Origin of the sequence: Planomonospora parontospora (genome assembly GCA_014647935.1) — a bacterium.
Lineage (GTDB): Bacteria > Actinomycetota > Actinomycetes > Streptosporangiales > Streptosporangiaceae > Planomonospora > Planomonospora parontospora.
On the sequence record BMQD01000008.1, the window covers coordinates 150,129 to 176,982 of the forward strand.

At 72.5% G+C, this 26,854-nt stretch carries 21 protein-coding genes; 13 read left to right on the forward strand and 8 right to left on the reverse strand.

What is annotated here, in order from left to right; translation table 11 throughout:
- Positions 1 to 51 precede the first annotated feature (51 nt).
- The gene (locus IEZ07_RS14780; RefSeq protein ID WP_191895283.1) at positions 52 to 1,020 is read left to right on the forward strand and encodes a 4-hydroxy-3-methylbut-2-enyl diphosphate reductase; all 969 of its coding nucleotides are present in this window, start codon (positions 52 to 54) and stop codon (positions 1,018 to 1,020) included.
- A gap of 129 nt (positions 1,021 to 1,149) precedes the next feature.
- Here the strand turns inward: IEZ07_RS14780 and IEZ07_RS14785 are convergent, their stop codons facing one another.
- Positions 1,150 to 1,686, reverse strand: coding sequence for a DUF6542 domain-containing protein (locus IEZ07_RS14785; RefSeq protein ID WP_068901251.1), 537 nt, complete (start codon positions 1,684 to 1,686; stop codon positions 1,150 to 1,152).
- An 82-nt stretch (positions 1,687 to 1,768) separates the two neighbouring features.
- Complete coding sequence (locus tag IEZ07_RS14790) at positions 1,769 to 3,082, reverse strand: DNA recombination protein RmuC (protein ID WP_189235523.1); 1,314 nt, start codon at positions 3,080 to 3,082, stop codon at positions 1,769 to 1,771.
- 134 nt (positions 3,083 to 3,216) lie between these two features.
- Between IEZ07_RS14790 and IEZ07_RS14795 the strand changes: the two genes are divergently transcribed.
- From IEZ07_RS14795 to IEZ07_RS14850, 12 genes are all read left to right on the forward strand, one after another.
- A complete protein-coding gene (locus IEZ07_RS14795) occupies positions 3,217 to 4,068 on the forward strand; it encodes an LppU/SCO3897 family protein (RefSeq protein WP_191895284.1) in 852 nt (283 codons plus the stop codon).
- Positions 4,069 to 4,079: 11 nt separating this feature from the next.
- Complete coding sequence (gene ychF, locus IEZ07_RS14800; protein ID WP_068901253.1) at positions 4,080 to 5,168, forward strand: redox-regulated ATPase YchF; 1,089 nt, start codon at positions 4,080 to 4,082, stop codon at positions 5,166 to 5,168.
- A gap of 527 nt (positions 5,169 to 5,695) precedes the next feature.
- A complete protein-coding gene (locus tag IEZ07_RS14805) occupies positions 5,696 to 6,610 on the forward strand; it encodes a conjugal transfer protein (RefSeq protein ID WP_239319994.1) in 915 nt (304 codons plus the stop codon).
- 163 nt (positions 6,611 to 6,773) lie between these two features.
- Entirely contained in the window at positions 6,774 to 7,052 is a 279-nt protein-coding gene (locus IEZ07_RS14810; protein WP_229797818.1) for a hypothetical protein, read from the forward strand.
- Positions 7,053 to 7,099: 47 nt separating this feature from the next.
- Positions 7,100 to 9,532, forward strand: a complete 2,433-nt coding sequence (locus tag IEZ07_RS14815; protein ID WP_191895286.1) for a TcpE family conjugal transfer membrane protein — start codon at positions 7,100 to 7,102, stop codon at positions 9,530 to 9,532.
- Between the two features lie 117 nt (positions 9,533 to 9,649).
- Positions 9,650 to 12,154, forward strand: coding sequence for an ATP-binding protein (locus IEZ07_RS14820; protein WP_191895287.1), 2,505 nt, complete (start codon positions 9,650 to 9,652; stop codon positions 12,152 to 12,154).
- Complete coding sequence (locus IEZ07_RS14825; RefSeq protein WP_191895288.1) at positions 12,151 to 14,553, forward strand: type IV secretion system protein; 2,403 nt, start codon at positions 12,151 to 12,153, stop codon at positions 14,551 to 14,553. The genes IEZ07_RS14820 and IEZ07_RS14825 overlap by 4 nt, the downstream gene beginning before the upstream one ends.
- Before the next feature lie 6 nt (positions 14,554 to 14,559).
- Complete coding sequence (locus IEZ07_RS14830; RefSeq protein WP_191895289.1) at positions 14,560 to 15,231, forward strand: hypothetical protein; 672 nt, start codon at positions 14,560 to 14,562, stop codon at positions 15,229 to 15,231.
- Positions 15,228 to 16,319, forward strand: a complete 1,092-nt coding sequence (locus IEZ07_RS14835) for a C40 family peptidase (RefSeq protein ID WP_191895290.1) — start codon at positions 15,228 to 15,230, stop codon at positions 16,317 to 16,319. The genes IEZ07_RS14830 and IEZ07_RS14835 overlap by 4 nt, the downstream gene beginning before the upstream one ends.
- 188 nt (positions 16,320 to 16,507) lie before the next feature.
- Positions 16,508 to 16,906, forward strand: a complete 399-nt coding sequence (locus IEZ07_RS14840; protein ID WP_068901260.1) for a (deoxy)nucleoside triphosphate pyrophosphohydrolase — start codon at positions 16,508 to 16,510, stop codon at positions 16,904 to 16,906.
- A 70-nt stretch (positions 16,907 to 16,976) separates the two neighbouring features.
- Complete coding sequence (locus IEZ07_RS14845; RefSeq protein WP_191895291.1) at positions 16,977 to 18,056, forward strand: hypothetical protein; 1,080 nt, start codon at positions 16,977 to 16,979, stop codon at positions 18,054 to 18,056.
- A gap of 61 nt (positions 18,057 to 18,117) precedes the next feature.
- Positions 18,118 to 19,674: a hypothetical protein gene (locus IEZ07_RS14850; RefSeq protein ID WP_191895292.1), complete on the forward strand. Its 1,557-nt coding sequence runs from the start codon at positions 18,118 to 18,120 to the stop codon at positions 19,672 to 19,674.
- A 200-nt stretch (positions 19,675 to 19,874) separates the two neighbouring features.
- On the opposite strand, the gene IEZ07_RS14855 is transcribed toward IEZ07_RS14850, so the two are convergent.
- The 6 genes from IEZ07_RS14855 to IEZ07_RS14880 form a co-directional block, all read right to left on the reverse strand.
- Positions 19,875 to 20,636 carry a succinate dehydrogenase/fumarate reductase iron-sulfur subunit gene (locus IEZ07_RS14855; RefSeq protein WP_068901264.1) on the reverse strand — a complete coding sequence of 254 codons (762 nt, stop codon included), beginning with the start codon at positions 20,634 to 20,636 and terminating at the stop codon, positions 19,875 to 19,877.
- A gap of 4 nt (positions 20,637 to 20,640) precedes the next feature.
- Positions 20,641 to 22,554, reverse strand: coding sequence for a fumarate reductase/succinate dehydrogenase flavoprotein subunit (locus IEZ07_RS14860; RefSeq protein ID WP_191895293.1), 1,914 nt, complete (start codon positions 22,552 to 22,554; stop codon positions 20,641 to 20,643).
- A gap of 9 nt (positions 22,555 to 22,563) precedes the next feature.
- Positions 22,564 to 23,349, reverse strand: coding sequence for a succinate dehydrogenase subunit SdhC (gene sdhC, locus IEZ07_RS14865; protein ID WP_068901266.1), 786 nt, complete (start codon positions 23,347 to 23,349; stop codon positions 22,564 to 22,566).
- Between the two features lie 218 nt (positions 23,350 to 23,567).
- Complete coding sequence (locus IEZ07_RS14870) at positions 23,568 to 24,008, reverse strand: response regulator (RefSeq protein WP_191895294.1); 441 nt, start codon at positions 24,006 to 24,008, stop codon at positions 23,568 to 23,570.
- Positions 24,001 to 25,608 (reverse strand): sensor histidine kinase, encoded by a 1,608-nt coding sequence (locus IEZ07_RS14875; RefSeq protein WP_191895295.1) that lies wholly within the window; start codon positions 25,606 to 25,608, stop codon positions 24,001 to 24,003. The genes IEZ07_RS14870 and IEZ07_RS14875 overlap by 8 nt, the downstream gene beginning before the upstream one ends.
- Before the next feature lie 2 nt (positions 25,609 to 25,610).
- The gene (locus IEZ07_RS14880; protein ID WP_239319993.1) at positions 25,611 to 26,768 is read right to left on the reverse strand and encodes a PP2C family protein-serine/threonine phosphatase; all 1,158 of its coding nucleotides are present in this window, start codon (positions 26,766 to 26,768) and stop codon (positions 25,611 to 25,613) included.
- Positions 26,769 to 26,854 lie beyond the last annotated feature (86 nt).

Here is a 26,854-nt window from a genome sequence, read left to right on the forward strand (position 1 = left end):
GTCAAGAGGCACGTGAACGGGCCCCATGGATACTCCACGTAGCATAAGAACATGACTTCAAAGACCCGCGCGACTCGACGCGTGCTTGTGGCGAAGCCCCGCGGTTACTGCGCCGGGGTCGACCGTGCGGTCCAGGCCGTGGAGCGGGCCCTGGAGCAGTACGGCGCGCCGATCTACGTGCGCAAGCAGATCGTGCACAACACCCACGTGGTCAAGACGCTCGAGGCGCGGGGAGCCGTCTTCGTCGAGGAGACCGAGGAGGTCCCCGAGGAGGCCATCGTGGTCTTCTCCGCCCACGGAGTCTCGCCCGCCGTGCACCGGGAGGCCGCCCAGCGCCGCCTGAAGACGGTCGACGCCACCTGCCCGCTCGTCACCAAGGTGCACAACGAGGCCAAGCGCTTCGCCTCCCAGGACTACGACATCCTGCTCATCGGCCACGAGGGCCACGAGGAGGTCGAGGGCACCGCGGGTGAGGCGCCGGAGCACATCCAGCTCGTGGACGGCCTCGACTCGGTCGGCTCCGTCCGGGTGAAGGACCCCGACCGGCTGGTGTGGCTCTCCCAGACCACGCTCTCGGTGGACGAGACGACAGAGACGGTCGCCCGGCTCAAGGAGCGCTTCCCCAACCTGATCGACCCGCCGAGCGACGACATCTGCTACGCCACCCAGAACCGCCAGGTCGCGGTGAAGGAGATCGCCGCCGAGGCCGAGCTGGTCATCGTCGTCGGCTCGGAGAACTCCTCCAACTCCAAGCGGCTGGTCGAAGTCGCCCTCGACCACGGGGCCGACGCCTCCTACCTGGTCGACAACGCCTCCTTCATCCGGGACGAGTGGCTGCAGGGCGTCACCACGGTCGGCGTGACCAGCGGCGCCTCGGTGCCCGAGGAGCTCGTCGCCGAGGTCCTGGCCCGCCTGGCGGCGCACGGCTTCGAGGACGTCGAGGAGGTCGAGTCCGTCGAGGAGAGCGTGCGCTTCGCCCTCCCGCACGAGCTCCGCAAGGACCTGCGCGCCGAGGTCTGAGCCGGAGAGCGCCGGGGTCCGGTCGAAGGGCGCCGATCCGGAGGGCACCGGGGCCCGGGCCGGAGCGGGTCCGGGCTCGTCCTCCCGCATGGAGGGGGCCCGGAGCTCGGGCTCCTTCTCCCGCGGGGGCTACTGGCCCTCGCGGGGCGAGCCGTACACCCGGGGCTCGAAGTAGCCCTCGGGCTCGGGGGCGAATCCCGCCGCCGCTCCGGCGGCCCCGCCCGCGCGCGGCCGGGGGACGGCGGGACCGGAGGCGCGCAGTTCGTCGCGCAGGTCGCGGACGCAGCGGTTCAGGCCGCGCCGCCAGGCGATGAGCAGCACCAGCGCCGAGCCGGCGAAGAGCCAGGGGGCGCCCCGCGACAGCGAGCTGTAGATCCCCAGGCCGAAGGCCGCCGCCGGCGAGGGCGCGGTCAGGGACCGCACGGCCTCGGCGAGCAGCACGGCGGCGAAGAAGGCCAGCGGCGGGGAGACCACGAGCGAGAGCAGGTCGCGCGGGTTCACCAGGGAGACGGCGGCGACGCAGCCGCCCACGAACGCCAGGCCGACCACGGCCGGCAGCCCGAGCACGGTGTTCAGCACGCTGCCCAGCAGTGTGAACACCAGCACGGACGCCACCGCGCCCCGCGCGGTCAGCCGGATGCCGGATGCCGGGTTCCGTTCACTCATGCGATCACCTCGCCCGTCCCCCCTCACGCCTGCTCCTGCACGGCTCCAGTGTGGGGCTCCCCCCGGTTTCAGGAAACGGCTTTCAAAGCAGGTCTTCGGCCAACTTACCGTTCAGGCGGGAGACGGGGGACGCGCTTGGAGCCTCTTCTTCCAGTAGTTCGGGCGAGGCCAGCGTGCGCGGCAGGTCCTCGACCATCTGTGGCCGGTCGAGGTCGGCGTCGACCAGGCCCAGGTCGTTCAGCTTGCGCGCGCTCACCAGGACCCTGGTCTCCAGGGAGCCCACGGCCCGGTTGTAGGACTCCACGGCCCGGCTCAGCGAGCGGCCCAGCGTGTCCAGGTTCCGCCCCATGCTGCCCAGCCGCTCGTAGAGCTCCTTGCCGAGCTCGAAGACCGCGCGGGCGTTCTCGCTGAGCGCGGCCTGCTGCCAGGCGTACTGCGCGGTGCGCAGCATGGTGACCAGCGTGGTGGGGGTGGCGATGTGGACCCGCTTGCGCATGGCGTACTCCAGCAGGCCGGGGTCGCGCTCCAGCGCGGGGGCCAGGAACGCCTCCCCCGGGATGAAGAGCACCATGAACTCCGGCGCGGGGCTGAACGCCTGCCAGTAGGCCTTGGCCGCCAGCCGGTCCACGTGGTCGCGCACGTGCCGGGCGTGGGCGTCGAGCCGGGCGGAGCGCTGGTCGGGGTCACCGGTCTCGGCGGCCTCCAGGTAGGCGGCCAGGGAGACCTTCGAGTCGACCACGATGTTCTTGCCGCCGGCCAGCCGTACCACCATGTCCGGCCGGAGGGCGCCGTCGGCGGTGGTCGCGTTCGCCTGCTCCTCGAAGTCGCAGAACCGCTGCATGCCGGCGATCTCGGCGACCCTGCGCAGCTGCAGCTCCCCCCACCGGCCTCCGGCCTCGGGCCGCTGCAGGGCGCGCACCAGGGCGTTCGTCTGGTCGCGGAGGCGGTCGTTGCTCTCCCTGACGATCTCGATGTGCCGGGCCAGCTCGGCGTGGGCGGCCCGCTGGCCCGACTGGGTGTCGCGCAGCTGGGCCTCGACGCGGGCCAGCGTGTCCTTCAGGGGCTCGATCAGGTGCTCGACCGCCTGCTTGCGCTGCTCCAGCTCCCCGGCGGCCTCGGCGCGGCCGGCGGCCATCCGGGTCTCGGCCAGCTCCAGGAAACGCAGGTTGTTGACGTCGAGCGCGCGGGCGGACAGGGCCTGGAAGCGCTCGGCGAGCTGCTCCTCGACGTAGGCGACCTTCTCCTCGGCGGCTCTGGCCCGGGCCTCGGCGTCGGCCAGGCGGGCGACGGCGTCGGCGGCGCCGGCCGAGGCCCGGGCCCGGCCCAGCAGGAACCCGATCGCGAGCCCCGCCGCGAGTCCCACGGCGAGCTGGAAGGCGAGTGCCATGACGTTCATGCCCGCAGATGATCCCAGGTCCGGCGGCCGAGGCCGGGCCGACACGCCTAGCGGACCGGCCGGGCCGTTCCGCTTGTGCGCACGCCCTCCATCACCCAAAGTTTCATTGTGAACACGTAAAGTAGGGGGAGTTCGTGAGTACACGTGCCTTACGTCCGAAGACGGCGCCGGTGCTGGGGGCCGTGCTCGTCATCGTCGCCACCGCCGGAGCCGCGGCGATCGGGCTCATCGCCGGCCAGGGGGGCGGGGGGCCGGACACGGCGGCCGCGGGCGTCGGCGCGGAGTCTCCGGCCGCGCTCGCCTGGGGCCGGGGGGCCTGCGTCGACCGGCAGGACGCCAGGTTCGACCTCGTCCCCTGCGCGGCCGCCGACGGCACGGTCATCTCCGTGGTGGGCGCCCGCGCGCCCGAGTGCCCGGCCGAGACGGACGAGCTGGTCATGATCTCTGGCGCCCCGGCCGCGCCGGGGACGGCGGGGGAGCCTGGGGAGGTGGCCCCGCAGAGCCTGCGGGCGGGCCGTACGGCGTGCGTGCGCAGCCTGCGGGGACCGCACGCCGGAGATCCGGGGCGGGGCGGCGGGGTGCTGCGCCCGGGCGACTGCCTGGCGCTGCGCGGCGGGGAGCTGCCCTGCTCGGCGCGGGGCTGGTACGGCAGGGTGCTGGCGGTGGTCGGCGCGAAGGAGACCTGCCCGAGCGGGGCGCTCGACGCGCTGGCCGTCGGCGGCCGGGCGGTCGCCTGCCTGGGCGAGGGCGGCGGCGTGCTCTCCGTGGGCGACTGCGTGGTGCGGCCCGGAGAGCGGCTGGTCAGCCGCCGGGCGCTCACCAGGGCGCCGTGCGGTTCCCCGGAGGCCTGGGCCCGGGTGACGGCCAGGGCCGGCTCCAACGACGGCTGCCCGACCGGTTCGGACCGCTATCTGCGGGTGCGCGGGCCGGGGATTCCCCGTCCTGTGACCTGCCTGCGGCGAGTGGCACTGCACGGCTCCCCGTAGACTCGGGTCACGTGAGCCTGAGCATCGGCATCGTCGGACTGCCCAACGTCGGCAAGTCCACGCTTTTCAACGCGCTGACCAAGACCGCCAACGCCCTGGCGGCGAACTACCCGTTCGCCACCATCGAGCCCAACGTGGGCATCGTCGGCGTGCCCGACCCGCGTCTGGAGAAGCTGGCCGAGATCTTCGGCTCCGCCAGGATCCTGCCCGCGAAGGTCGAGTTCGTCGACATCGCCGGCCTGGTCAAGGGCGCCTCCGAAGGACAGGGCCGGGGTAACCAGTTCCTCGCCAACATCCGGGAGACCGACGCGATCTGCCAGGTCATCCGGGTCTTCAGCGACCCGGACGTGACCCACGTGGACGGGGCGGTCGCCCCCGAGCGCGACATCGAGACTATCAACACCGAGCTGATCCTGGCCGACCTGCAGACGCTGGAGAAGGCGATCCCGCGGCTGCAGAAGGAGGCGAGGACCAACAAGGACCGCAAGCCCGTGCTGGAGGCGGCCGAGGCCGCGGTCAAGCTCCTGGACGGCGGCACGACCCTGTACGCCGGGGCCAAGGGCGCCGGGATCGACCCGGCGGACCTGCGGGACCTGCACCTGCTGACCGGCAAGCCGTTCCTCTACGTCTTCAACCTCGACGCCGACGAACTGGTCGACACGGAGCTGCGCGACCGGCTCTCGGCCCTCGTCGCGCCGGCCGAGGCCGTCTTCCTGGACGCCAAGATCGAGTCCGAGCTGGTCGAGCTCTCCGACGAGGAGGCGCTGGAGCTGCTGCAGTCCGTCGGGCAGGAGGAGTCGGGCCTGGCGCAGCTCGCCCGGGTCGGCTTCGAGACCCTCGGCCTGCAGACCTACCTGACGGCGGGTCCCAAGGAGACGCGGGCTTGGACGATCCCCCGGGGCGCGACCGCGCCCGAGGCCGCCGGCGTCATCCACACGGACTTCCAGCGCGGTTTCATCAAGGCGGAGGTCGTCTCCTTCGACGACCTGGTGGAGGCCGGCTCCATCGCCGCGGCACGGCAGGCGGGCAAGGCCCGCATCGAGGGCAAGGACTACGTGATGCGCGACGGCGACGTCGTGGAGTTCCGCTTCAACGTCTGAGCGTCTCCTCCGCGCCCTCTCCGGGGCGCCTGGTCATCCGCGGGGCGGGTGCGGTCCGGCAGGACCGCGCCCGCCCTGTGCTTTGTCACGCTCCGTGAGATTCTGTCCGGCAAATGCGCAGGTCGGGACAGTGGGCACGCTTTTTGGATAGCAAGGGGTGGCGTTTGGGTAACCGGGATGGGCTCTGGCCAGGAGGAACGCGCTTTGTCCGCCATGCGGGGGAGGACGGGGGAGTACGAACGGTTCCAGACCCGGTTTGCTCAGTCCATACGATGACTGCAGCATGGGCGTGGTTTTCCTGGAAGAATCGGCGAGGCAGCTAAGGTAATCGCTTCACCATGGCTCACGGGGTCAGGAGTAATACGGACACCGCGCCGGCCGGGGGGATCGGCGCGAGCGGAGGCGTGATGGCTCGAAGGTCAATCGTCCAGCAGGATCCTCGGACCGCTGGTGACCCTGAGCTTTCGGCATACCCTGGGGCGTCCGACGACCTCGACCTCGATTCCGCCCCGGCCCGGGGACGGGGCGTGCCGCGCCGCGGCCGCTGGTCCGGAGGAGGCGGCCGCTGGCTGGTGTGGACCGGCCGCGTCATCCTCTGGGCGCTGATCGTGGTCATCCTGGTGAACGGCATCCGCGCGCCTTTCGAGCGGTTCACCGGCGGCAACACGAGCACGGGTGCGGCGCCCGTCCCCGCCGACGCGGGATTCCCGACCACGAAGGCCACCTCCTTCGCCAGCCAGTTCGCGGCCGTCTACCTGAACTTCGACGCCGTGCGCACGGCGGAGCGGGCCGGGCGGCTGGCGCCCTTCCTGCCCGACGGGGCTGAGCCCCAGTTCGGCTGGGACGGCCTCGGGCGGATGAGCGCCGGGGCGATCCAGCCCTACGGCATAGAGATCGTCGACGCGGAGAACGCCGTCGTGACGCTGGCGTTCCAGTCGGACGACCGCCGGCAGCTCCTGTCGGTCCCGGTCTTCCATGACAAGGAGACCGGGAGGTTCGTGGTCTCCGGGCGTCCGGGCATCCTGCCCGCGCCGGTGCCGGCGGTCCTCCCGCCCGTGGCCGAGCCCGACCGCGACGAGGCCGCGGAGCAGGAGCTGCGCACGCCCATGGCCAACTTCTTCAAGGCCTACGCCGCCAGCGACACCGCCTCCCTGCAGCAGTACGCCGCGGAGGGGACCGTGCTCCAGGGGTTCGGCGGGTCCTTCGCCTTCCTGGAGCTCAAGGACCTGCTCGTGCCGCTGACCACCGGCGCCACCAGGGAGGTGACCGCGACGGTGGTCTGGGGGGTGCCCGCGGGCGCGGGCCCGTCCGCCGGTCCCACGCCGAGCGACCCGGGGGGCGTGAGCGGCAGGCTGGAGCAGGCCTACGTCCTCACCGTGGTCAAGCAGGGCGACAAATGGTTCGTCCAGAGCATCCGGGGCGCCGGACGGTCCGTGGGGTGACGCATGATCGAATGGTGGCAGTCCGCAGTGAACAGACCCCCCCTGGCCGACGAGCCGGTGGTGAGGCGGGCGGCGCGCACGCGCCGCGGCCCCACGTCCGCCCGGCGCGTGCGACCGTGAGCACGGAGGACGCGAAGTGACTCTGAAGACCATCCTGCTGAGCGTGATCGATCTCGCTCAGCAGCCGACCGGCCAGCCGACCGCTCCTCCGGCAGGCGTGAACACCGAGGGCCTGGCGGACTTCCTCCGCCGGTTCTTCGCCCCGCTCTTCCTCGTCATCGTCTCCGTGGTGGCCCTGTTCTTCCTGTTCACCCGTGAGATCACCAGGTTCGTCCAGTTCATCATCCTCGCCATCGCCATCGGCGTGATCTTCTACGTGCCCAACATCATCGAGGTGACGGCCAAGGCGATCGCGGGCGCTCTGGGCATCACGGGGAGCTGAGACCGCTCGGCGGCGGCCGGACGACGAGAGGCGGAGAGGAGGAGCGCATGGACCTGCCCACTTATACCAATATCTGGCGGATCGAGAAGCGGCTCTACAAGCTGTACGACCTACGGCTGCCGATGCCGCTTCCGATCGTCTGGATCGGTGTGTTCGTGGGGGTGACGGCTCCCTGGTCGTTCCTGCTCGCGATGCTCGGCCTGCCCTTCGACGCCCCCTGGCACGTGGTCTACCTGGTGCCGCCGGGGGTGGTGACGTGGCTGTCCACCCGCCCGGTGATCGAGGGCAAGCGGCTCACCGAGCTGCTCCAGTCGCAGTCGCGCTATCTGGGGGAGCCGCGGACCTGGTGCCGGATGGCCCCCGCGGCGGAGCCCTCGGAGATCACCCTCGTCGGCCGGGTCTGGCGGACGCTTCCCCAGCAGGCCGCGCCGGTCCGGGTCAAGGTCGCGCGCAAGGCCCGTCACGCCGCGCCGTCCAGGCGCGCCGCCGAGGCCTCCCGTACGGTCCGTCCCGTGGTGGCCGCCGCTGCCGCCGCCGCGGCGACCGCGCCGGTCACCGGTGACCGCGTCGCCTGGGGTACGGTCGCCGCCCCTCGCCGGGGCACCGCTCCCGCCCTCGGCCACCCCGTCCCGTCCACTGGAACGGTCTCCGCCGCCGTGCCGACGGCGTCCGCGTCCTCCGCGGCCTCCGCATCGGCTGCGCCGCCCGCCCCTTCCTCGCCGTCCGAGGCGCCCGCACGGTCCGCGGCACCCGTGACGGCCGCGTCTTCCGTGTCTTCCCCGCCGACCGCGTCGCCCGCGTCGTCTGTGCCTTCCTCGCCGTCCGTGCCGACCGCGTCGCCTACGCCGTTCGAGGCGCCCGCGTGGCCGGCGTCGCCCGCATCGTCGGCGCCGTCCGAGGCGCCCGCGGTCCCTGCGGGGTCCACATCCCCCCGGACGCCCGCCGTCCTCGGTGAGAAGCCGGCCGGGACCGCGCGGCCGGGGACGCCCGCGGCCGTTCCGGAGCCGGAGCAGACTCCGGCCACCCCGATCGACACCGAGGCGCTGCGGCGCCTGCGCAGACTCGCCGCCTCCGCGGAGGCCGAGCGGGCCGAGTCCGCAGCGCCGCCCGGGCCGGTCCCGTCCACCGCTGCCGGCCTGCCCGCTCCGCCCGCCGGGCCCGTTGAGAGCCGGGAGAGGCCGTCCGTCCCGCGCATCATGCCGCGGTTCGTCGGGCCCGCGCAGGCCGTGCGTCCCGGGGGCGCGCGGCCCGGAGAGCCCGGGGAGGCGCAGGCCCGGAGGGTGCGGGCCGTACCGGAGCCGACCGAAGACGCGCCGGCCGTACCGGAGCGGGCCGAAGACGCGCGGGGCCGGCGTTCCGGGGGGGAGCCGCGGGAGGGCGGCCAACGGTCCGGGGACGAGTGGAAGTCCTGGCCGCAGGAGCGGCCGGTGATCGTGTCGGGAGGGGTCTCGATCCGGGCCGTGCCCGCCGGGCCCGCCGCCCAGGTCACCCCCGCGGCACCGGTTCCCGCCGCCCCCGCGGCGCCGCCGGGGCAGGCCGAGCCCAGGGTCCGCCGGGTGGAGTCGGTCATCGGCCGCGACTCCGAGGGCGGCTGGCGGCGACTGGCCCAGGTGGTGATGGGCCCGGGGAGCGGGAGCCGTACGGACGGATCGGAGGTCGACGAGGCGCGCGCCAGGGGGGTCTTCAGCGGCAGCCGCCGGGTGGTGGTGCTGGGCTGCACCGGCGGCGCGGGGCAGACCACGACGGCGCTCATGCTCGGCCACACGCTCGCCCGTCTCCGCGACGACCGGGTGCTGGCCGTCGACGCCAGCACCGGCGCGCACGCCCTGTCCGGCCGGATCCAGGGGGAGTCGCCCGAGACGCTCAGCTCCCTGCTGGCGGGCCTGGACGGGGTCCAGGGATACTTGGGCATGCGCGCCTACACCAGCCGCTGCGCCTCCGGGCTGGAGGTCCTCGGGAGCGACACCGACGCGGGCGCCGAGCAGCGCCTGTCGGACCGGGGGCTCTTCTCCGACCGGCGGCTCGGCCAGGCGATGGACCTGCTGGACCGCCACTACAAGCTGGTCGTCGTGGACCCGGCCGCGGCGCTGGCCGCGCGGGTCCTGCCCTATGCCGACCAGCTGATCCTGGTGGCCCCCGCCAGTGAGGACGGGGCCGACGCGGTCGCGATGACGTACGAATGGCTCGACGGGCACGGCTGCACGGACCTCCGGCGCAGGGCGATCATGGTCGTCAACGGGGTGAGCCGCCGCAGCATGGCCGACGTGGAGCAGGCCGAGGCGGTCGCTCGCGGCCGGTGCCGGGCGATCGTGCGGGTGCCCTGGGAGGACGAGCTGGCCCCCGGCAGGTCCGAGCGGGTGGAGCCGTCCCATCTGCGGGCGCCGGGCCGCCGGGCCTACCTCGCCCTGGCCGGGGTCGTGGTGGCCGGACTGGGAGCGGTGCGGACGAACCGAACGAGCGAGGAGGAGCTGGCCCAGTGAGACCCGGCGCGGGAGAAGACGTGGTGTTCCTGTGAGGGAACGGTTCGTACGGACGGCGGAGGGCGCCGCGGGCGGGTACGGCGGCCCGCGCCCCGCGCGACCGGGGAAGGGGGCCGCATGAGCCGCGCGTCGCGGGCCCGCAGCCGCCTGGCCGTCCGGTACTTCGACGACCGGATCCTGCTGACCGACTCCTCGGCGTGGGCCTACTTCCGCCTGCCGACCGTGAGCTACGAGTTCATCACCCCCGAGGAGCGCGAGGCTCTGGCCACCAACATCACGATCGCGCTGGCCGCGATCCGGATGCCGGACGCCGAGGTGCACCTGCGGGTGGCCCACCGCACCTACCCGGCCGCCGAGTGGGCGCTGGCGCTCAACACCACCTCCGACGAGGGCCCCGGCTGGCGCGACTACCTCGAGGAGCTGTACCGGCACGTCTGGGCCAAGGACTTCTGGACCAAGGAGGTCTACCTCGGCGTACGGCTCGGCCCGCGCGGCGCGCAGCTGGGCGACGGGGTGTTCTCCCAGCTCTTCGGCTTCTACCAGCGCGGGGAGAAGGCCCTGGGCCTGGAGGACGACCACGTCCCCAAGGCCGAGGTCGCCAAGTGGACCGGGCACGCCGAACGGCTCGGCCGGGCGCTGGCCGCCAGCGCCCTCTACGCCCGGCACGCCACCTCCACCGAGATCGCCTGGCTCTTCCAGCACGCCGCGACCGGCTCCCTCGGCGACCCGCCGCCCTCGGCCAGCCCGAAGCGGCGGTGGGGCAGGGGCGAGATCGAGTCCCTGGTCGAGGGGCAGATCCACAACGGCAGGTCGCTGCTGAGGGTCGAGCAGCCGCACGGCGAGTCCTACGTCGCCCACCTGTCCTTCGCCCGGTTCCCGGACCTGATGGCCTTCCCCGACGGCGAGCCGTGGATGCACTTCGCCGACCAGCTGCCCTTCCCGGTCGAGATCAGCTCCAGGATGCGGCTGATCTCCCCGGTCAAGGCCAGCAAGGACGTCGCGCGCAAGCTCGCCCACGCCCGCGACATGGACATCCACATCCGGGAGGCGGGCGCGGAGGCGCCGCTGGCCCTGGCCGAGCAGATCGACGCGGCCCGGATGCTGGAGCACGGCATCACCAAGGAGCGCCTGCCCTTCGTGTACGGCTGGCACCGGCTGATCGTGTCCGCGCCGACCGAGGAGATCTGCGTGCAGCGGGTCGAGGCGGTCGTCGAGCACTACCGCGACATGGGCATCGACATCGTCAACTCCACCGGCGACCAGTTCTCGCTGTTCTGCGAGGCGCTGCCCGGCGAGCGGGTCCGGGTCAACGCCTACGCCCAGCGGCAGCCGCTGCGCACCATCGCGGGCGGCATGGCCACGGCCACCGTGGACCTCGGCGACCGGGTGGACGAGACGAACGCCGGCTGGATGGGACCGTACATCGGCGAGACCCTGGGCCGGGCCCGCAGCATCGTGCACTTCGACCCGCTGGTGGCGGCGGCGCGCAACCGGCCGACGGCCATCGCGATCACCGGTGAGCCGGGCGGCGGCAAGACGACGCTGGCGCTGCTGATGATCTACCAGATGGCGCTGCGCGGGGTCACGGTCGCGGTGATCGACCCCAAGGGCGACGCCGACTCCCTGGTCCGGCTCCTGCAGGAGCGGGGCAGGAAGGCACGCATCATCCCGCTCGGCTCGGCCGCGCCCGGACTGCTCGACCCGTTCTCGTTCGGCGACGACCTCGCGGCCAAGAAGACGATGGCCACCGAGACCCTGCGGCTGCTGCTGCCGCGCATGTCGGAGGAGCGCGAGTCGGCGATGATCCAGGCGGTCGCGGCGGTCTCCAACGGGCCGGACCCCTCGCTCGGCAAGGTCGTCGACTTCCTGGAGCAGGCCGGGGACGCCGCCTCCAAGAACCTGGGCGCGGTGCTCCGCTCGATGTCGGAGATGCACCTGGCCCGGCTCTGCTTCGACCCCTCCGGCGGCGACCAGATCGACACCGAGGGCTGGACCACGGTCTTCACCCTGGGCGGGCTGACCCTGCCGGACGCCGCCACCGGCCGTGACGACTACTCCTACGAGCAGCGGCTCTCGGTGGCCCTGCTCTACCTCGTCGCGCAGTTCGCCCGCGGGCTGATGAACGGACTCGACCGGCGGACGCCCAAGGCGATCTTCCTGGACGAGGCCTGGGCGATCACCTCCACTCCGGAGGGCGCCAAGCTGGTGCCCGAGGTGAGCCGGATGGGCCGCTCGCGCAACACCGCGCTCGTGCTGGTCTCGCAGAACGCCGGTGACCTGCTGAACGAGCAGGTGACGAACTGCCTGTCGTCCGTCTTCGCCTTCCGCTCCACCGAGCGGATCGAGGTGGAGAACGTGATGGCGCTGCTCGGGGTGGACCCCTCCGAGGAGCACAAGGCGGTGCTGCGCTCCCTGGGCAACGGTGAGTGCGTCTTCCGCGACCTGGACGGCCGGGCGGGCCGGATCGGGGTGGACCTCGTCTCCGGTGAGCTGCTGCGACGGCTCGACACCAATCCCACCCATGACAAGCCCGACGACAACGTGCACGATCTGTCAGAGGGCGGCTCGGAAGGCGACAGGGCCGGCAGGCCGGGGACTACGGCGCTGGAGGCGAGGTCATGAAGGACTCCGACGAGAGACCGAGGCGTTCCGCGCGGGAACGGCGGGCGGACCGGGCGGCGCGGACGGCCGGGGAGACCGGGACGGGCCGGCGGAGGACGCGCGGGCGGCGGCTGGGCCGGCGGCTCGCGGTGGCGCTGGTGGCGTTCGTGGCGCTCACCGCGCTGCCGCTGGTGTTCCCGGCCGGCGGGTCGATCGCGGCGGCGGCGGCGCCCTGCGACCTGTCCCCGGACCTGGCGCCCGAGATAGTGGGCGGCGGGGTGGACGGCCTGGTCAAGCCGCCGCCTCCGGAGGCGCCCGCCGGGGGTGCCGCGCCGCCGGCCGTCCAGACGAACTACGCCACCTACGGCATGAGCGGCCTGTTCTGGCACACCCACGAGCTGGGCTGCGACGACGTCGCGGCGGTGCTGGGCAACGCCTGGGCCAACACGGTCTTCTCCTGGGCCAAGGCGCTGGACCGGCTGACCATCACGACCTACCAGGCGGCGGCCAGCGAGGGCCCGCTGGAGGCGATCAAGGACGTCGTCGACGACATCGTGATCCGGCTCTCCGACGCGATGTACTGGCCCTTCCTGCGGCCGGTGGTGATCCTCGGCGCGATCTGGCTGGCGTGGTACGGGCTGATCCGCAAGCGCGCGACCACGACCGCCGAGGGCGTCATCTGGATGGTCCTCGCGGTCACCGTCGCGGTCTGGTTCTTCAGCCGCCCCGGCGACTTCACCGGGCTGGGCAAGACCGTCACGGACAAGACCGGGGAGGTCGTCAACTCGGCCTTCTCCGGCCTGCCCGGCGCGGGCGGGGCCTCGTGCCTGCCCGCCAAGGGGGAGACGGCTCCGCAGGCGCAGCCCGGCGGCTACGGCCGGACCGGCACGCCGAGCGTCGACCAGAACGCCGACGCGCTCTGGTCGACCCTCGTCTGCAAGCCGTGGCTGATGGGCATGTTCGGCACCGCCGACCCCGAGGCCCCGGTGGTGAAGCACTTCGGCGCGCTGGGGCTGGACATCCAGGCCCTGGACCTGACCGAGCAGAAGGCCGCCCAGACGCCGAACACGAGCGCGCACCAGGCCCGCTACGTGGAGGAGATGGCCAAGTACATCGAGGGCAGTCCGGTCTACTTCCTCTTCCAGGGCAAGGACTGGACGAACCGGCTGGGCATCGCGATCGGCGCGCTCCTGGCCGCGATGGTCGCCGGGACGCTGATCTTCCTGGTGGCGGTCTCGCTGCTGGCGCTCAAGGTCGGGTTCCTGCTCCTGCTCATCATGGCCCCGGTCTTCCTGCTGATCGGCGTGCATCCGGGCTCCGGCCGGATCATCGCGATGCGCTGGGTGGAGATGCTGGTCGGCACGCTGCTCCGGCAGGCGGTGCTGGCCCTCGTTCTGGGCGTGCTGGTGTACGGCTACGCGCTGATCATCTCCACGGCGATGCCGTGGGGCATGCAGGTCATGTTCATGGCGCTGCTGACGATCGCCGTCTTCTTCTACCGGCGGCCGTTCCAGCACCTGTTCGCCTCCATGGACGGGCACACCCTCACCACCCGCATGCTGGGCGAGGCGGCCAGCGCGCCGACCCTGCAGCGCGCGGCGGGCGTGCTCCCGCCGGTCGCCGCGGCCAGGGCGGGCCGGTGGGGCATGCGCAAGGCCGAACCCCTGCTGCAGGCGGCCGCGGTCGCCGGAGGAGCGGGCGCGGGCGCGGCCGCGGCGGTCGCCCAGGGCAGGGTCCGGGGCCAGGAGGACGCGACGGGCACCCCCTCGGGCGCCAGGGTCCCCGTCACCGCGCAGCCCGCGCCGCTGGACACCGACGCCAAGGCGGGAGGACGCCGGGCCGCCGCGGGCCGGCCGGTCACCACGGCCCGCCCCGGCGCGGCGCCCCCGCTCAACCTCTCCGGGAACCGTACGGCGGGCGGCGCGCCCCCCACACGTTCGGGCGGCTCAGGCTCGTCCGGTGGGAGCGGCGGCTGGTTCGGCGGGCGGGCCGGCGGCTGGGCCCCGCGGGGCGGTTCGGGGTCCGGCGGGGGGACGGCGCCGTCGGGCGGCAGGTCCTCCTCCGGGGGCGGCGGCCGTTCCGGCGGGAGCATCTTCGGCGGCGGGTCCCGGGGTTCGTCCGGCCCGGGTCCGCGCGGTTCCTCCGCGGGCTCGCGGAACGGCGGGTCCCGGGGCTCCTCGGGATCGGGCGGCGGCGTCTTCGGCGGATCCCGCGGCTCCTCGGGCTCATCCGGGTCGGGCGGGAGCATCTTCGGCGGCGGGTCCCGGGGCTCCTCGGGCGGACCGTCGAGGAGCGGCGGTCCGGACAGGTCGTCCGAGGCACCCCCGCTCTGGCTGCCGAGCCGGTCGGACCGGGGGCGGCGGGCCGACGAGGCCCCCACGCCGTTCTGGCTGCGCCCCTCCGGATCGGACAAGGACTGACGGACGATGGCCGAGATCGGTGGCCGCAGAGGGGTCGTCTTCGCGGTCCTCGTCGGGCTCCTGGCCGCGGTCGGGATCTACCTGACCATGTGGGAGAGCGGGACGGGCGGCGAGCAGACGCAGGTCGGCCCGGTGGGCGTCAGCCGTACCGGGACGGAGCCGGGGGCGGGGCGGCAGGTGGACGCCGAGTCGCCGCGCCCGGCGGCGACGGCCAGCGACGCACCGTTCGACGTCTACTCCTACCTGCCGATGACCAAGCAGGAGCTGGCTGCGGCCGCCGACTACGCCGAGCGGTTCACGGCCGATTACGGCACCTACGCCCATGACGAGGACCCGGCGGCCTACGGGGACCGGCTGAGGGGTTACGCCACGACGGAGTTCGCCGAGGTCCTGGTGCGGGCCCGCACGTCACCGGGGTTCGTCGAGGCGAACCGCGCCGACGAGGTGGTCTCCACCGCTTCGGCGAAGGTGCGCCAGATCCGGCAGGTCCAGGACTCCTCGGTGGTGTTCGTGGTCGCCTGCACCGAGCGGATCACCGCGAAGAGCGGCGAGAAGGAGCGCGTCGACGAGTACGCCGTCACGCTCGTCCCCGTCGGCGCCGACTGGCGGGTCCACGACCTGCAGCCCGCCGACGAGGGCCAGGAGGGGGACGAGCGGCCCTCCGGGACCGGCGGATGAACGACGACGGCAGAAAGGTCCGGATCGGGGCGGTCCTCGCCGTGGTGGGACTCTGCCTGGTCGGGCTGATCATGGCTCCGATGATGATGGTGAGCACCTTCCCGTCGTTCACCGGCGGCGGGCTGCCCGACTGCGAGGAGACCGCGGGCCGGGCGGACGGCGAGTCGGAGACGGCGGTGTCCGACATCCCGCCGGAGTACCTGGAGCTCTACCGCGAGCACGGTGAGAAGGTCGGCGTGCAGTGGAACGTGCTCGCCGGGGTCGGCAAGCGCGAGACCGACCACGGCCGCTCCGTGCTCCCGGGCGTGCGCAGCGGCACCAACAGCGCCGGGGCCGCCGGGCCGATGCAGTTCCTGATCAGCACCTGGGGCGGGAAAGTGAAGATCAAGATCCCGTCGGAGTTCAACGGTTACGCCTCCGACGGCGACGGCGACGGCTGGGCCGACGTCTACAACCCGGCCGACGCCATCCTTGGCGCGGCCAAGATGCTCAAGCGCAACGGCGCGCCGGAGAACGTGCGGCGCTCGCTGTTCGTCTACAACCGGGCCTGGTGGTACGTCGACCAGGTCATGGAGATCGCCGGGAAGTACGCCGAGGACGGCGCGGTCAGCGTCCCGCCCGAGGCCGAACCGGCCTGCGACGAACCGCTGGTCGAGGCGGCTCCGGACGACGTGGTCGCGCAGATCCTCGAGTACGCCCTGGCCCAGCGGGGCAAGCCGTACCTGTGGGGCGGCACCGGGCCGGACGCGTTCGACTGCTCGGGGATCGTCTACATGGCCTACCGGAGTGCGGGCCTGTCCATCCCGCGCACCACGTTCGGCCAGTGGCCGTTCGGCGTGGAGGTCTCCGAGGGCGAGGAGCAGGCGGGCGACCTGGTCTTCTTCAACTCCGGCCCCGGCACCGGCCCGGACCGGCCCGGGCACGTCGGCATGGTGGTCTCGCCCGGCAAGATGATCGAGGCCCGGTGCCGCCTGTGCGGCCCGATCAAGGTCACCTCCTACCGCGGGCGGGCGGGCATCGTCGGCTTCACCCGGCCCCTGCAGAACCCCGCGGTCCAGGAGCAGCTCAGGCTGAAGGCCCAGGGCTGAGGGCCTCCGAGCCGCGACGCGCAGCGTCGCCATCGACCCGCGAGGGGGCTCCGTCGTCTGGACTGAGGAGCGCGCGCAGCGAAGCGAGCACGTGATGAGGGAAGACGGCGGTTACCGGCCCCCGAGCCGCGACGCGCAGCGTCGCCATCAATACAGCCATCAACACAGATGCAGCAGAATCAGGGCCCATGAGAAGAGTCGTCGTGGGAGCGGCCATCGTCGACGGGGCGGGCCGGCTGCTCGCCGCGCAGCGCGCCCAGCCGCCGGAACTGGCAGGGGGCTGGGAGTTCCCCGGCGGGAAGGTCGATCCGGGGGAGGACGACCGCACGGCGCTGGTCCGGGAGTGCCGTGAGGAACTCGGCGTCCTGATCGAGGTGGGGGAGGCGGTCGGCGGTGACTGGCCGCTGGGCGGAGACCGCGTGCTGCGGGTCTGGCTGGCGTCGGTGGTGGAGGGGGAGCCGGAGGCTAAGGAGCACCGGGAGCTCCGCTGGCTCGCCCTCGACGAACTGGACGAGGTCGCCTGGCTGCCCGCGGACCTGCCGATCGTACGAGCCGTGCGGGCACTGCTCGGCGGGATTGAACGGTAGCCGATCGTGACATAACTGCTACAGAGCGTGTTGTCGTCATGCGTTCACATCGGGGGATCGGAGACGCGCGGTGACCGTACTGTGCAGAAGATGGTGGAAGTACGCGGCGATGGTGTCGGCTCTGGGGACGGGGGCGCTCCTGCCGGCCGGCTGGCCGGCGGGTCGCGCGGTCGAGCCGGAGCCCGTCGTTCCCCCGATCGACCTGGTCGGAGCGGCCCTGCCCGTCCCGTCCCTGGTGCCCGTCCCTCCGGTGCCGCCCATCGAGCCGGTTCCGCCCGTCCCGTTCAGGACGCCCACCAGACTGCCCGGCAAGCCGTCCCCCAAGCCGTCCCGCCCCGTGCCGCTTCCGGACCGGACTCCGTCCAGGACTCCGGGAGTCCTCCAGGAGGACGTCGGGGAGGAGATGATGCCCGTCCCGGCTCCGGGGCATCTCACCTTCCCGGTCCCCGCCGGTGCTGTGCTCCCGCCCGTCCCGGAGCCCGCCCCGCTGTCCGCGCCGCCGGAGGCGGACGGCGGGCAGCCGTGCGAATGCGGGCCCGAGGACCTGCTCCCCGTCCCGGGGGAGGCGGAGGAGACGTCCGACGCGGAGCCGTACGAGGTCTTCTACGACTTCCAGGGTGTGGAGGGGGTGCCGGGGGCGGTGCGTCCGCGTCGTCCCGGCAGGGGCGGTGCGGCGCTGAAGCGGCCGAGGGCGGAGACCGGTGCGGATACGGCGGCGCAGGAGGTCCCGGCCGCCGAGGGGACCGGGGGAGTCGCCGCGGACACCGGCTTGGCGACCACCGTGCCCGTGCCCGTGCCTGCGCCGACCCTGGCCCCGGCCCCGGCGTGGGTCTGGCCGGCCCCGGCGTGGGCGTGGCCGGTCCCGACGGTGCAGCCGCCCACGGCATGGCCCACCCCCGAGATCCGGATGCCGACGGCCGTGCCCTCCCCGGCTGCGGCCCAGCCGCAGGGCGGCGCGCCGCTGCCCCTGGAGGTGAGCGGCCGGAGCCGGGAGATCGAGATCGCCGGAGAGGCGGAACCGCTGGTGGAGGTGCGGGGCCTGCCCGCCACGGGGGTCGCGATAGGTGGGCTCCTCTGCCTGCTCTGGCTGCAGGCGAAAGTGCAGCAAAAACGTGCCATTCGGGCGATGCAAGAAGAGCGGCTTTGCTGATAATTTTACCCGGCTGGTATTTTCTTGACTGAGTCATTCGGGAATCGCACGGAGGCAGCCGGTGACGAGATCTCACCGCACGGCAGCCGTCTCGGCCGTGCTCGTGTCCCTGGGGCTGACCGGCGTGATCGTGACCGCCGCCGCCTCGCTCGCCGGGGCCGGTCAGGCCTCCGCGGCCGCCAGGACGGTCCTCGCGGAGCCCACGCAGATCCCGGGGTGCGACGTCGACCCCGCGGCCGAGTGCCAGGACCAGCCCGAGGTGCCCGAGGAGCCCGCGCCGGTCGTCACGGTCACGGTGACCGCCAACCCCGACGGGACCGCGCCCAAGCCCTCCGCCAGCACACCGGGACAGGTGACGGTCACCGCCACGGTGACCGCGCCGCCGAAGAAGCCGTCCAAGACGGCCGCTGCGACCACGACCACCGCGGCTCCGCCGCCGGCCCCGACGCAGACCGCCCAGCAGACGGTCCAGCCGCCGCCCTCGACCCCCGTCGAGCCGCCGGTGACCTCGACCCCCGAGATCGAGGAGACGGAGCCGCAGTTCCCCACCGCCGAGCCGAGCCCGGCGGAGACGCTGCCGACCGCGTCGCCCGAGCCGAGCACCAGCACGTTCGCCGAACCCGACCCGGCGACGGTGCCGTACGAGATCCGCAACGCGACCTCCGGCAGCAGTCCGGCCGCGCTGAGCCAGCAGCTCGGCATCCCGGCGCTGATCCTGGTGCTGCTCGTGTTGTTCGGCGTCCTGATCTTCGAGGGGAGGCTGCGCCGCCTGGCGCATGCCGCCGCCGTCCGCCGGGCCGGTCCCCGCGGCTACCCCGCGGGCCCTGCGTACGCCTCCGCCCCGGGACTGCCGTACGGGAGCCACCAGGGGGGCACGGCCTACGCCCCGATCATCAGCTTCGTCCCGATGCAGATGTATCCGCAGGTCCACCCCGAGGCCTACCCGGCCGGCCAGCCCTACGACCCGGCGACCGCGCACATGCCCCCGCCGGGCTTCGAGCAGTACCCGTACGGCGCCTTCGAGCAGCATCACCACGGTCCGTCCGAGCAGCACCCGCACCCGTTCGAGCAGGGCCCGTTCGAGCACGGTCCGTTCGAGCAGGGCCCGCACGGGCCGGAGGCGCCTGGACCGACGTTCCGGGAGCAGGCGCCGCCGACCGCGCCCGAGCCCTACGGTGAGTCCCACGGCGGACCGCTCGCGCAGGAGTCCGGCTCGTTCCCGGGAGGACCCGGTCTTGGCGGCCCGCTCTCCGCAGATCCGGCCGCGCCGACCGCGCCGGGCCCGCTCCCGCAGGGTCCGTTGCAGCAGGGCCCGTTCCAGCAGGGCCTCTCCCAGCCGGGGCCGCTCCCGCCGTACGGTGATCCGTTCCCGCGGGACCCGGCCCTCCCCGATCCGTCGTCCCAGGACCGGTTCCCCCAGGACCGGTTCCCGCAGGATCCGGCGCTGCAGGGCGGCGACCGGTTCCCGCAGGACCCGCCTCCTCCCGGGGACCGGTCCCCGGGAGGGACCGGCGGTGACCCGTCCCCGCCCACCGGCCCCGCGGCCACGGCCGTCTACCCCCTGCCGGGTCAGGAGACGAAGAGGAAGCGCGGGCTCTTCCGCCGCGGCCCGAAGTAGCGCGGCCACGGCCGTCCATCCCCTGCCGGGTCAGGAGACGAGGAAGAAGCGCGGGCTCTTCCGCCGCGGCCCGGAGCGGCGGGGTGCGGTGGCGGCCGACCCGGAGCGGTTCGGGTGCGGCCGGGTGCGGAGCAGTCGGGTGACACGCGAACGGCCGGTCACGCGGGCGTGACCGGCCGTCGGAAGGACCGCGGGGAGGGCTAGCTCTTCGGGCCGGAACGCTTGAAGATCTTGTTGCCCAGCCAGACCAGCGGGTCGTACTTGCGGTCGACGACGCGCTCCTTCATCGGGATCAGCGCGTTGTCCGTGATCTTGATGTGCTCGGGGCAGACCTCGGTGCAGCACTTGGTGATGTTGCAGTAGCCGAGACCGTGCTCCTCCTGCGCGGAGTCCTTGCGGTCGACCACGTCGTAGGGGTGCATGTCCAGCTCGGCGATCCGCATCAGGAAGCGCGGACCGGCGAAACCGGGCTTGTTCTCCTCGTGGTCGCGGATCACGTGGCAGACGTTGTTGCACATGAAGCACTCGATGCACTTGCGGAACTCCTGGCTCCGCTCGACGTCGATCTGCTGCATGCGGTATTCGCCCGGCTTCACGTCGGCCGGCGGGGTGAAGGACGGGATCTCCCGCGCCTTGGTGTAGTTGAACGACACGTCCGTGACCAGATCCTTGATCACGGGGAACGTCCGCATGGGCGTCACCGTGATGGTCTCGTCCTCGGTGAAGGTGGACATCCGGGTCATGCAGCCGAGCCGGGGCTTGCCGTTGATCTCCATCGAGCAGGACCCGCACTTGCCGGCCTTGCAGTTCCACCGGACGGCCAGGTCGGGGGCCTGGGTGGCCTGGAGCCGGTGGATGATGTCGAGGACGACCTCGCCCTCGTTCACCTCGACGGTGAAGTCCTCCAGCCTGCCCTCGCCGCCCTCGCCCCGCCAGACGCGGAACTTCGCCTTGTAGCTCACGGCTCTACTCCCTCACCAGCGCGTCGAAGTCGGCCAGTTCCTCTGGGGTGATGTACTTCTCCAGCTCGGCCCGGTCGAAGAGGGTGATCAGGTCGCCCCGCATCGCGGGCTGGACCTTCTCCTCGACCGTGACCTCCGAGCCGTCGGGGGACGCGGCGCAGACCAGCAGCTTGCGGCGCCACTCGGCCGACATGCCCGGGAAGTCGTCGCGGGTGTGACCGCCGCGGCTCTCCTCGCGCAGCAGGGCCGCCCTGGCCACGCACTCCGACACCAGCAGCATGTTGCGCAGGTCCAGGGCGAGGTGCCAGCCGGGGTTGTAGATCCGGTTGCCCGCCGCGCCGACGTTCTGCGCCCGCTCCCTGAGCTTCTTGACGGCCTCCAGCGCCTCGGTGACCTCGTCGGCGTTGCGGATGATGCCGACCAGCTCGTTCATGGTCCGCTGCAGCTCCTGGTGGACCTCGTACGGGTTCTCACCCGCGCGCTCCAGCGGGGCCAGCGCCTCGGCTCTGGCCGCGGCCACCGACTCCTCCGGGACCGACGGCCGGGCCGCCAGCCGGTCGACGTAGGCGGCCGCTCCGGCGCCCGCGCGGCGACCGAAGACCAGCAGGTCGGAGAGCGAGTTGCCGCCGAGCCGGTTGGACCCGTGCATGCCGCCGGAGACCTCGCCCGCCGCGAACAGGCCGGGGACCGCGGCCGCGCCGGTGTCCGCGTCGACCTCGACGCCGCCCATGATGTAGTGGCAGGTCGGGCCGACCTGCATCGGCTCGGCGGTGATGTCGACGTCCGCCAGCTCCTTGAACTGGTGGTGCATCGACGGCAGCCGCCGGACGATCTCGGCGGCCGGGAGCCGGGTGGAGACGTCGAGGTAGACGCCGCCCTGGGGCGAGCCGCGCCCGGCCTTCACCTCGGCGTTGATGGCCCGGGCCACCTCATCGCGGGGGAGCAGCTCCGGAGGGCGCCGGTTGTTGGCCTGGTCGGTGTACCAGCGGTCGCCCTCCTCCTCGGTCGTGGCGTACTTGTCCTTGAAGACCTCGGGGATGTAGTCGAACATGAAGCGCCTGCCCTCGGAGTTGCGCAGCACGCCGCCGTCGCCCCGGACGGACTCGGTGACGAGGATGCCGCGGACCGACGGCGGCCAGACCATCCCGGTGGGGTGGAACTGGATGAACTCCATGTTGATCAGCTTGGCCCCGGCCAGCAGCGCCAGCGCGTGGCCGTCCCCGGTGTACTCCCAGGAGTTGGAGGTGACCACGTAGGACTTGCCGATGCCGCCGGTGGCCAGCACGACCGCCGGGGCGTCGAACAGGATGAGCCTGCCGTGCTCCCGCCAGTAGCCGAACGCGCCGGCGATCGCGCCGCCGGGGCCGTGCGCGGGGCCGTGGTCCTTCAGCAGCCGGGTGATCGTGCACTCGGCGAAGACCTTGATGTACGCCTCGGCGTCGCCGTGCAGCCGCTCGTCCTCCTGCTGGAGCGCGACCACCCGCTGCTGGAGCGTGCGGATCATCTCCAGGCCGGTACGGTCGCCCACGTGGGCCAGCCGGGGGTACTCGTGGCCGCCGAAGTTGCGCTGGCTGATCTTGCCGTCCTTGGTGCGGTCGAACAGCGCGCCCCAGGCCTCCAGCTCCCAGACCCGGTCCGGGGCCTCCTTGGCGTGCAGCTCGGCCATCCGCCAGTTGTTGAGGAACTTGCCGCCGCGCATGGTGTCGCGGAAGTGCACCATCCAGTTGTCGTCGCTGTTGACGTTGCCCATGGCCGCGGCCGCGCCGCCCTCCGCCATGACGGTGTGCGCCTTGCCGAACAGCGACTTGCAGACGATCGCGGTGCGCTTGCCCTGCTGCCGGGCCTCGATGGCCGCCCGCAGCCCTGCCCCGCCGGCGCCGATGACGACGACGTCGTATTCGTGACGCTCGATTTCCACAGGTGATCCTTATGCGAACGGGAAGGAGATGATGCCCTTGGCGACCAGCCGTACGTAGAGGTCGGCGCCCATGACCGAGAACATGGAGACCAGGGCCAGCTCCTGGTGCTTGGCGTTGAGCTTGGAGACGACGGTCCACGCCTTGTAGCGGACGGGGTGCCGGGAGAAGTGGGTCAGCCGGCCGGCCGTGATGTGGCGGCAGGAGTGGCACGAGAGCGTGTAGAGATTGATCAGGATCGCGTTGGCGATCAGGATCCACGTGCCGAGCCCGCCCGGCTTGTGGACGAGCGCCAGCACCGCGTCGTAGGCGAGGATCAGGCCGATCACGATCGCCGCGTAGAAGAAGTAGCGGTGCACGTTCTGCAGGATGAGCGGGAAGCGCGACTCACCGGTGTACTTGCGGTGCGGCTCGCCCACGGCGCAGGCCGGCGGGGAGAGCCAGAAGCCCCGGTAGTAGGCCTTGCGGTAGTAGTAGCAGGTGAAGCGGAACCCCGCGGGCAGGCCGAGGATGAGGATGCCCGGCGGCCAGGTGTACCAGTCGCCGAACGGGGCGAGGCCGAACAGGCGCGCCTCCTCGGGACAGCTCGTCGCCAGGCACGGCGACGCGAACGGCGCGTGGTACGGCGAGACGAAGTAGTCCATATCGAAGATCGCCCACGTGGCGTAGACGAGGAACGCCGTGAAGATGATGAAGGTGACCAGTGGATAGCGCCACCACTGGTCGGTGCGTAGGGTGCGCTCCTTGATCTGCGCGCGCTGCCTTCTGGCCGGGCTGTCGGCCGCTGTCTGGGTCATCGGTGACCTCTCCACCTCCCGCGGACCCTGCTCGCAGGGGGTCCGGGTCGTTTCAGTTGTGCCGCGCGCCGAGCCGCCGCGGCGGCTCACCCGGGCGCGCGCATATTGGTGGGGGATACGTTACGACGGGACCCGGAGATTGTGTGAGAAGCATCACTCACATTTTCGCAGACCAGGTGTGATTCCTGTCACTCGGATCTGACGGCGGAGGGGGCCTCTCAGTCGAGGCTGGGCAGCTTCACCACGGTGACGAAGAAGTCGTCGATCCGCCGGACCACGCTGATGAACTGCTCGAAGTCCACGGGCTTGGAGACGTAGGCGTTGGCGTGCAGGTTGTAGCTGCGCAGGATGTCCTCCTCCGCCTCGGAGGTGGTCAGCACGACCACCGGGATGCGGCGCAGCTCCTCGTCGCCCTTGATGTCCTGGAGCACCTCGCGGCCGTCCTTGCGGGGCAGGTTGAGGTCGAGCAGGATCAGGTCGGGCCGCGGCGCGTCCTCGTAGCCCTCCTCGCGGCGAAGGAAGGCCATGGCCTGCTCTCCGTCGTTGACGACGTGCAGTTTGTTCCTGACCTTGTTGAGCTCGAACGCCTCCTTGGTCAGCAGGATGTCGCCCGGGTCGTCCTCGACCAGCAGCACGTCGATCCAGCGCATCTCATTCATCAGCGTCTCCAGGAAGAAGGGTCCAGCGGAACGTGGTCCCGCGACCGGCGGGCGCGCCCTCCTCGCCCGGGCTGCCGTCGTCCGGCTCACCATTGTCCACCCAGATCCGCCCGCCGTGGTATTCCACGATCTTCTTGCAGAGGGCGAGCCCGATGCCGGTGCCGGAGTAGGCCTCCCGGCCGTGCAGGCGCTGGAAGATCAGGAAGATCCGCTCGGAGTGCTTGTCCTCGATGCCGATCCCGTTGTCGGAGCAGGAGAACTCCCACGCGTCCCCGGCGCGGCGGACCCCGATGTGCACCCGGGGCGCCTCCCGGGAGCGGAACTTGACCGCGTTGCCGACGAGGTTCTGGAAGAGCTGGGTGAGCTGGACCCGGTTGCCGAGCACCCGGGGCAGGTCGTCCCGGGTCACCGTGGCCCCGGCCTCCTCGATCTGCGAGGCGAGGTTCTCCAGCGCGTCCTCCAGGGGCACGGCGACGTCGAGGGGGACGAGGTCGCCGCCGGCCCTGCCCACCCTGGAGAAGTCGAGCAGGTCGCTGATCAGCGACTGCATGCGCTTGGCGCCGTCCACCGCGAAGGCGATGTACTGCCTGGCCCGGTCGTCCAGCCGGTCGCCGTAGCGCTGCTCCAGTATCTGGGTGAAGCTGGCGATCTTGCGCAACGGTTCCTGCAGGTCGTGGCTGGCCACGTAGGCGAACTGCTCCAGCTCGGCGTTCGAGCGCCGCAGCTCGTCGGCCTGCTCCTCGAGCTTGTCCTGCGCCTCGCTGGTCCGCCGCCACTCGGCGACGATCCTGCGGCGCATCGCGTCCACGTGCCCGGAGAGCTCGGCCAGTTCGGCGGGGCGCTCGACCTTGAGCGCGTGCTCGAAGTCGCCGTGGGCCACCGCGCGGACCTGGCCGGTGAGCTCGGCCACCGGCCGCAGCACGGCGTGCCGGACGATGAGGGCGAAGCCGATCCCGGCCAGCACCAGGATCGCCGCCATCCCGCCGAGGGCGGCGTAGAGCGTCTGCCAGCCCTGCACCAGCCGGGTGGTCGCCGTCCCGTGCAGCCGGGTGAGATGGCCGCGCAGCTCGGTCAGCGCGGCCTGGACCGCGCGGAAGCGCTCACCGCCGACCCTGGCGTACTCCTCCTCGGCCAGGTCGGCGCGTTCGGCCGGACCGGCCGCCGCGACCCTGTCGCCGTAGTCCCGCCGCCAGGCCGCGGAGGCGCTCCTGAGCGTGTCGAGCTCGGCGCGCACGGCCGCCCTCTCGGGCATCCGGGAGAGCAGGGCCTCGAGCGCGGCGAGCGACGCGGACTCCGCGGCGGCCGCGTCCCGGTAGTCCTCCATGTACCGCTCGTCGCCGGTGGCGCCGTACGCGCGCACCGCGCTGCCCTGGACGGTGAGCGCCTCGGAGAGCTCCAGCACGCGCAGGGCCGCCGGGTCGATGACGTCGACCAGGGCCGACCGGGCCTCACTCGTCGCCCCGACCGTGCCGACGACGACCGCGGAGGCGACCGTGAAGGCCAGCGCGACGGCCGAGCCGGCGATCAGGAACCACCTCCCCAGCGGCAGCCGCCCCGAGTCCGCCACGGGCGGGGGCAGCGGACGGGGAGGACCTTCCACCGTCAGGCGCTCCGCGCGTCCTTGGCGATGAGCACGGTGGCCAGGTCGTCGGTGAGCGCCTCCTCGTTCAGTTCGATCACCCGCTCGATGAGCCGGTCGAGGTGGATGCCGCCCTGGTCGGCGATGAGCCGCAGCAGGCCCTCGGTCCCGAGCAGGTCGGGGCCGCCTCCCACGGTGGCCTCGATCAGGCCGTCGGTGTAGAGCAGGACGGACCACTCCCGGCCGAGCGGCACGTCGATGGGGGTCCAGTCCACGTCCGGGAAGATGCCCAGCGGCGGCCCGGAGGGGGTGCCCGGCGTCACCTCGACCACGCCGTCGCGGATCAGCACGGGCGGCGGGTGGCCGACGACGTGCAGGCGGGCGTGGTCCAGCGACGGGCTGACGGTCATCGTGCAGAGCGTGGTGAAGATCTCCGCGGACTTGCGTTCCAGCCGGAGGACCTTGTCGAGCGTGTGCAGCACGTCGTTGCCGGTGTGCCCGGCCAGGACCAGGGTGCGCCAGGCGATCCGGAGCGCCACCCCCAGCGCGGCCTCGTCCGGGCCGTGCCCGCAGACGTCGCCGACCACCACGTGCACGGCGCCGTCGGGGCTCTGCACGGTGTCCCAGAAGTCTCCGGCCAGCAGGGTCCGCTGGCGGCCGGGAAGGTAGCGCGACTCGTGGTGGAGGGTGCCGGGTTCCAGCAGGGGGACGGGCAGCAGGCCGTGCTCCAGGCGGGAGTTCTCCTTGGTGACGAGCTCGGCCTCGACCAGCTTGCGCTGGGCCATGTCGGCGCGTTTGCGCTCCATCGCGTAGCGGACCGCGCGCACCAGCAGGCGGGCGTCGATGTCCTGCTTGATGAGGAAGTCCTGGGCCCCGGCGGACACCGCCTCCACGCCGACGTGCGAGTCGTTGAGCCCGGTCAGCACGAGCACGGCGGCGTGCGGGGCCATCGCCAGCACCTGCTGGAGCGCCTCCAGGCCGTTCGCGTCGGGCAGGGAGAGGTCGACCAGCACGCACCTGACCTCGTCGGTCAGCCGCACCAGGCTCTCGGAGAGGCTGCGCACCCAGATGATCTTCGGGGGGTTCTCCGCCTCGTTGAGCAGCTCCTCCACGAGGAAGGCGTCACCCGCGTCGTCCTCGATCAGGAGGAGCGTGAGTGTTTCGTCGGGAGGGGCGGTCACGAACGCCTCTTCGTGGGGTCGGGGGAAAATCCGTCAACTCTATGAGAATAGTGCTGCCGCCCCGATGATGCGGATGGGTGATCGAA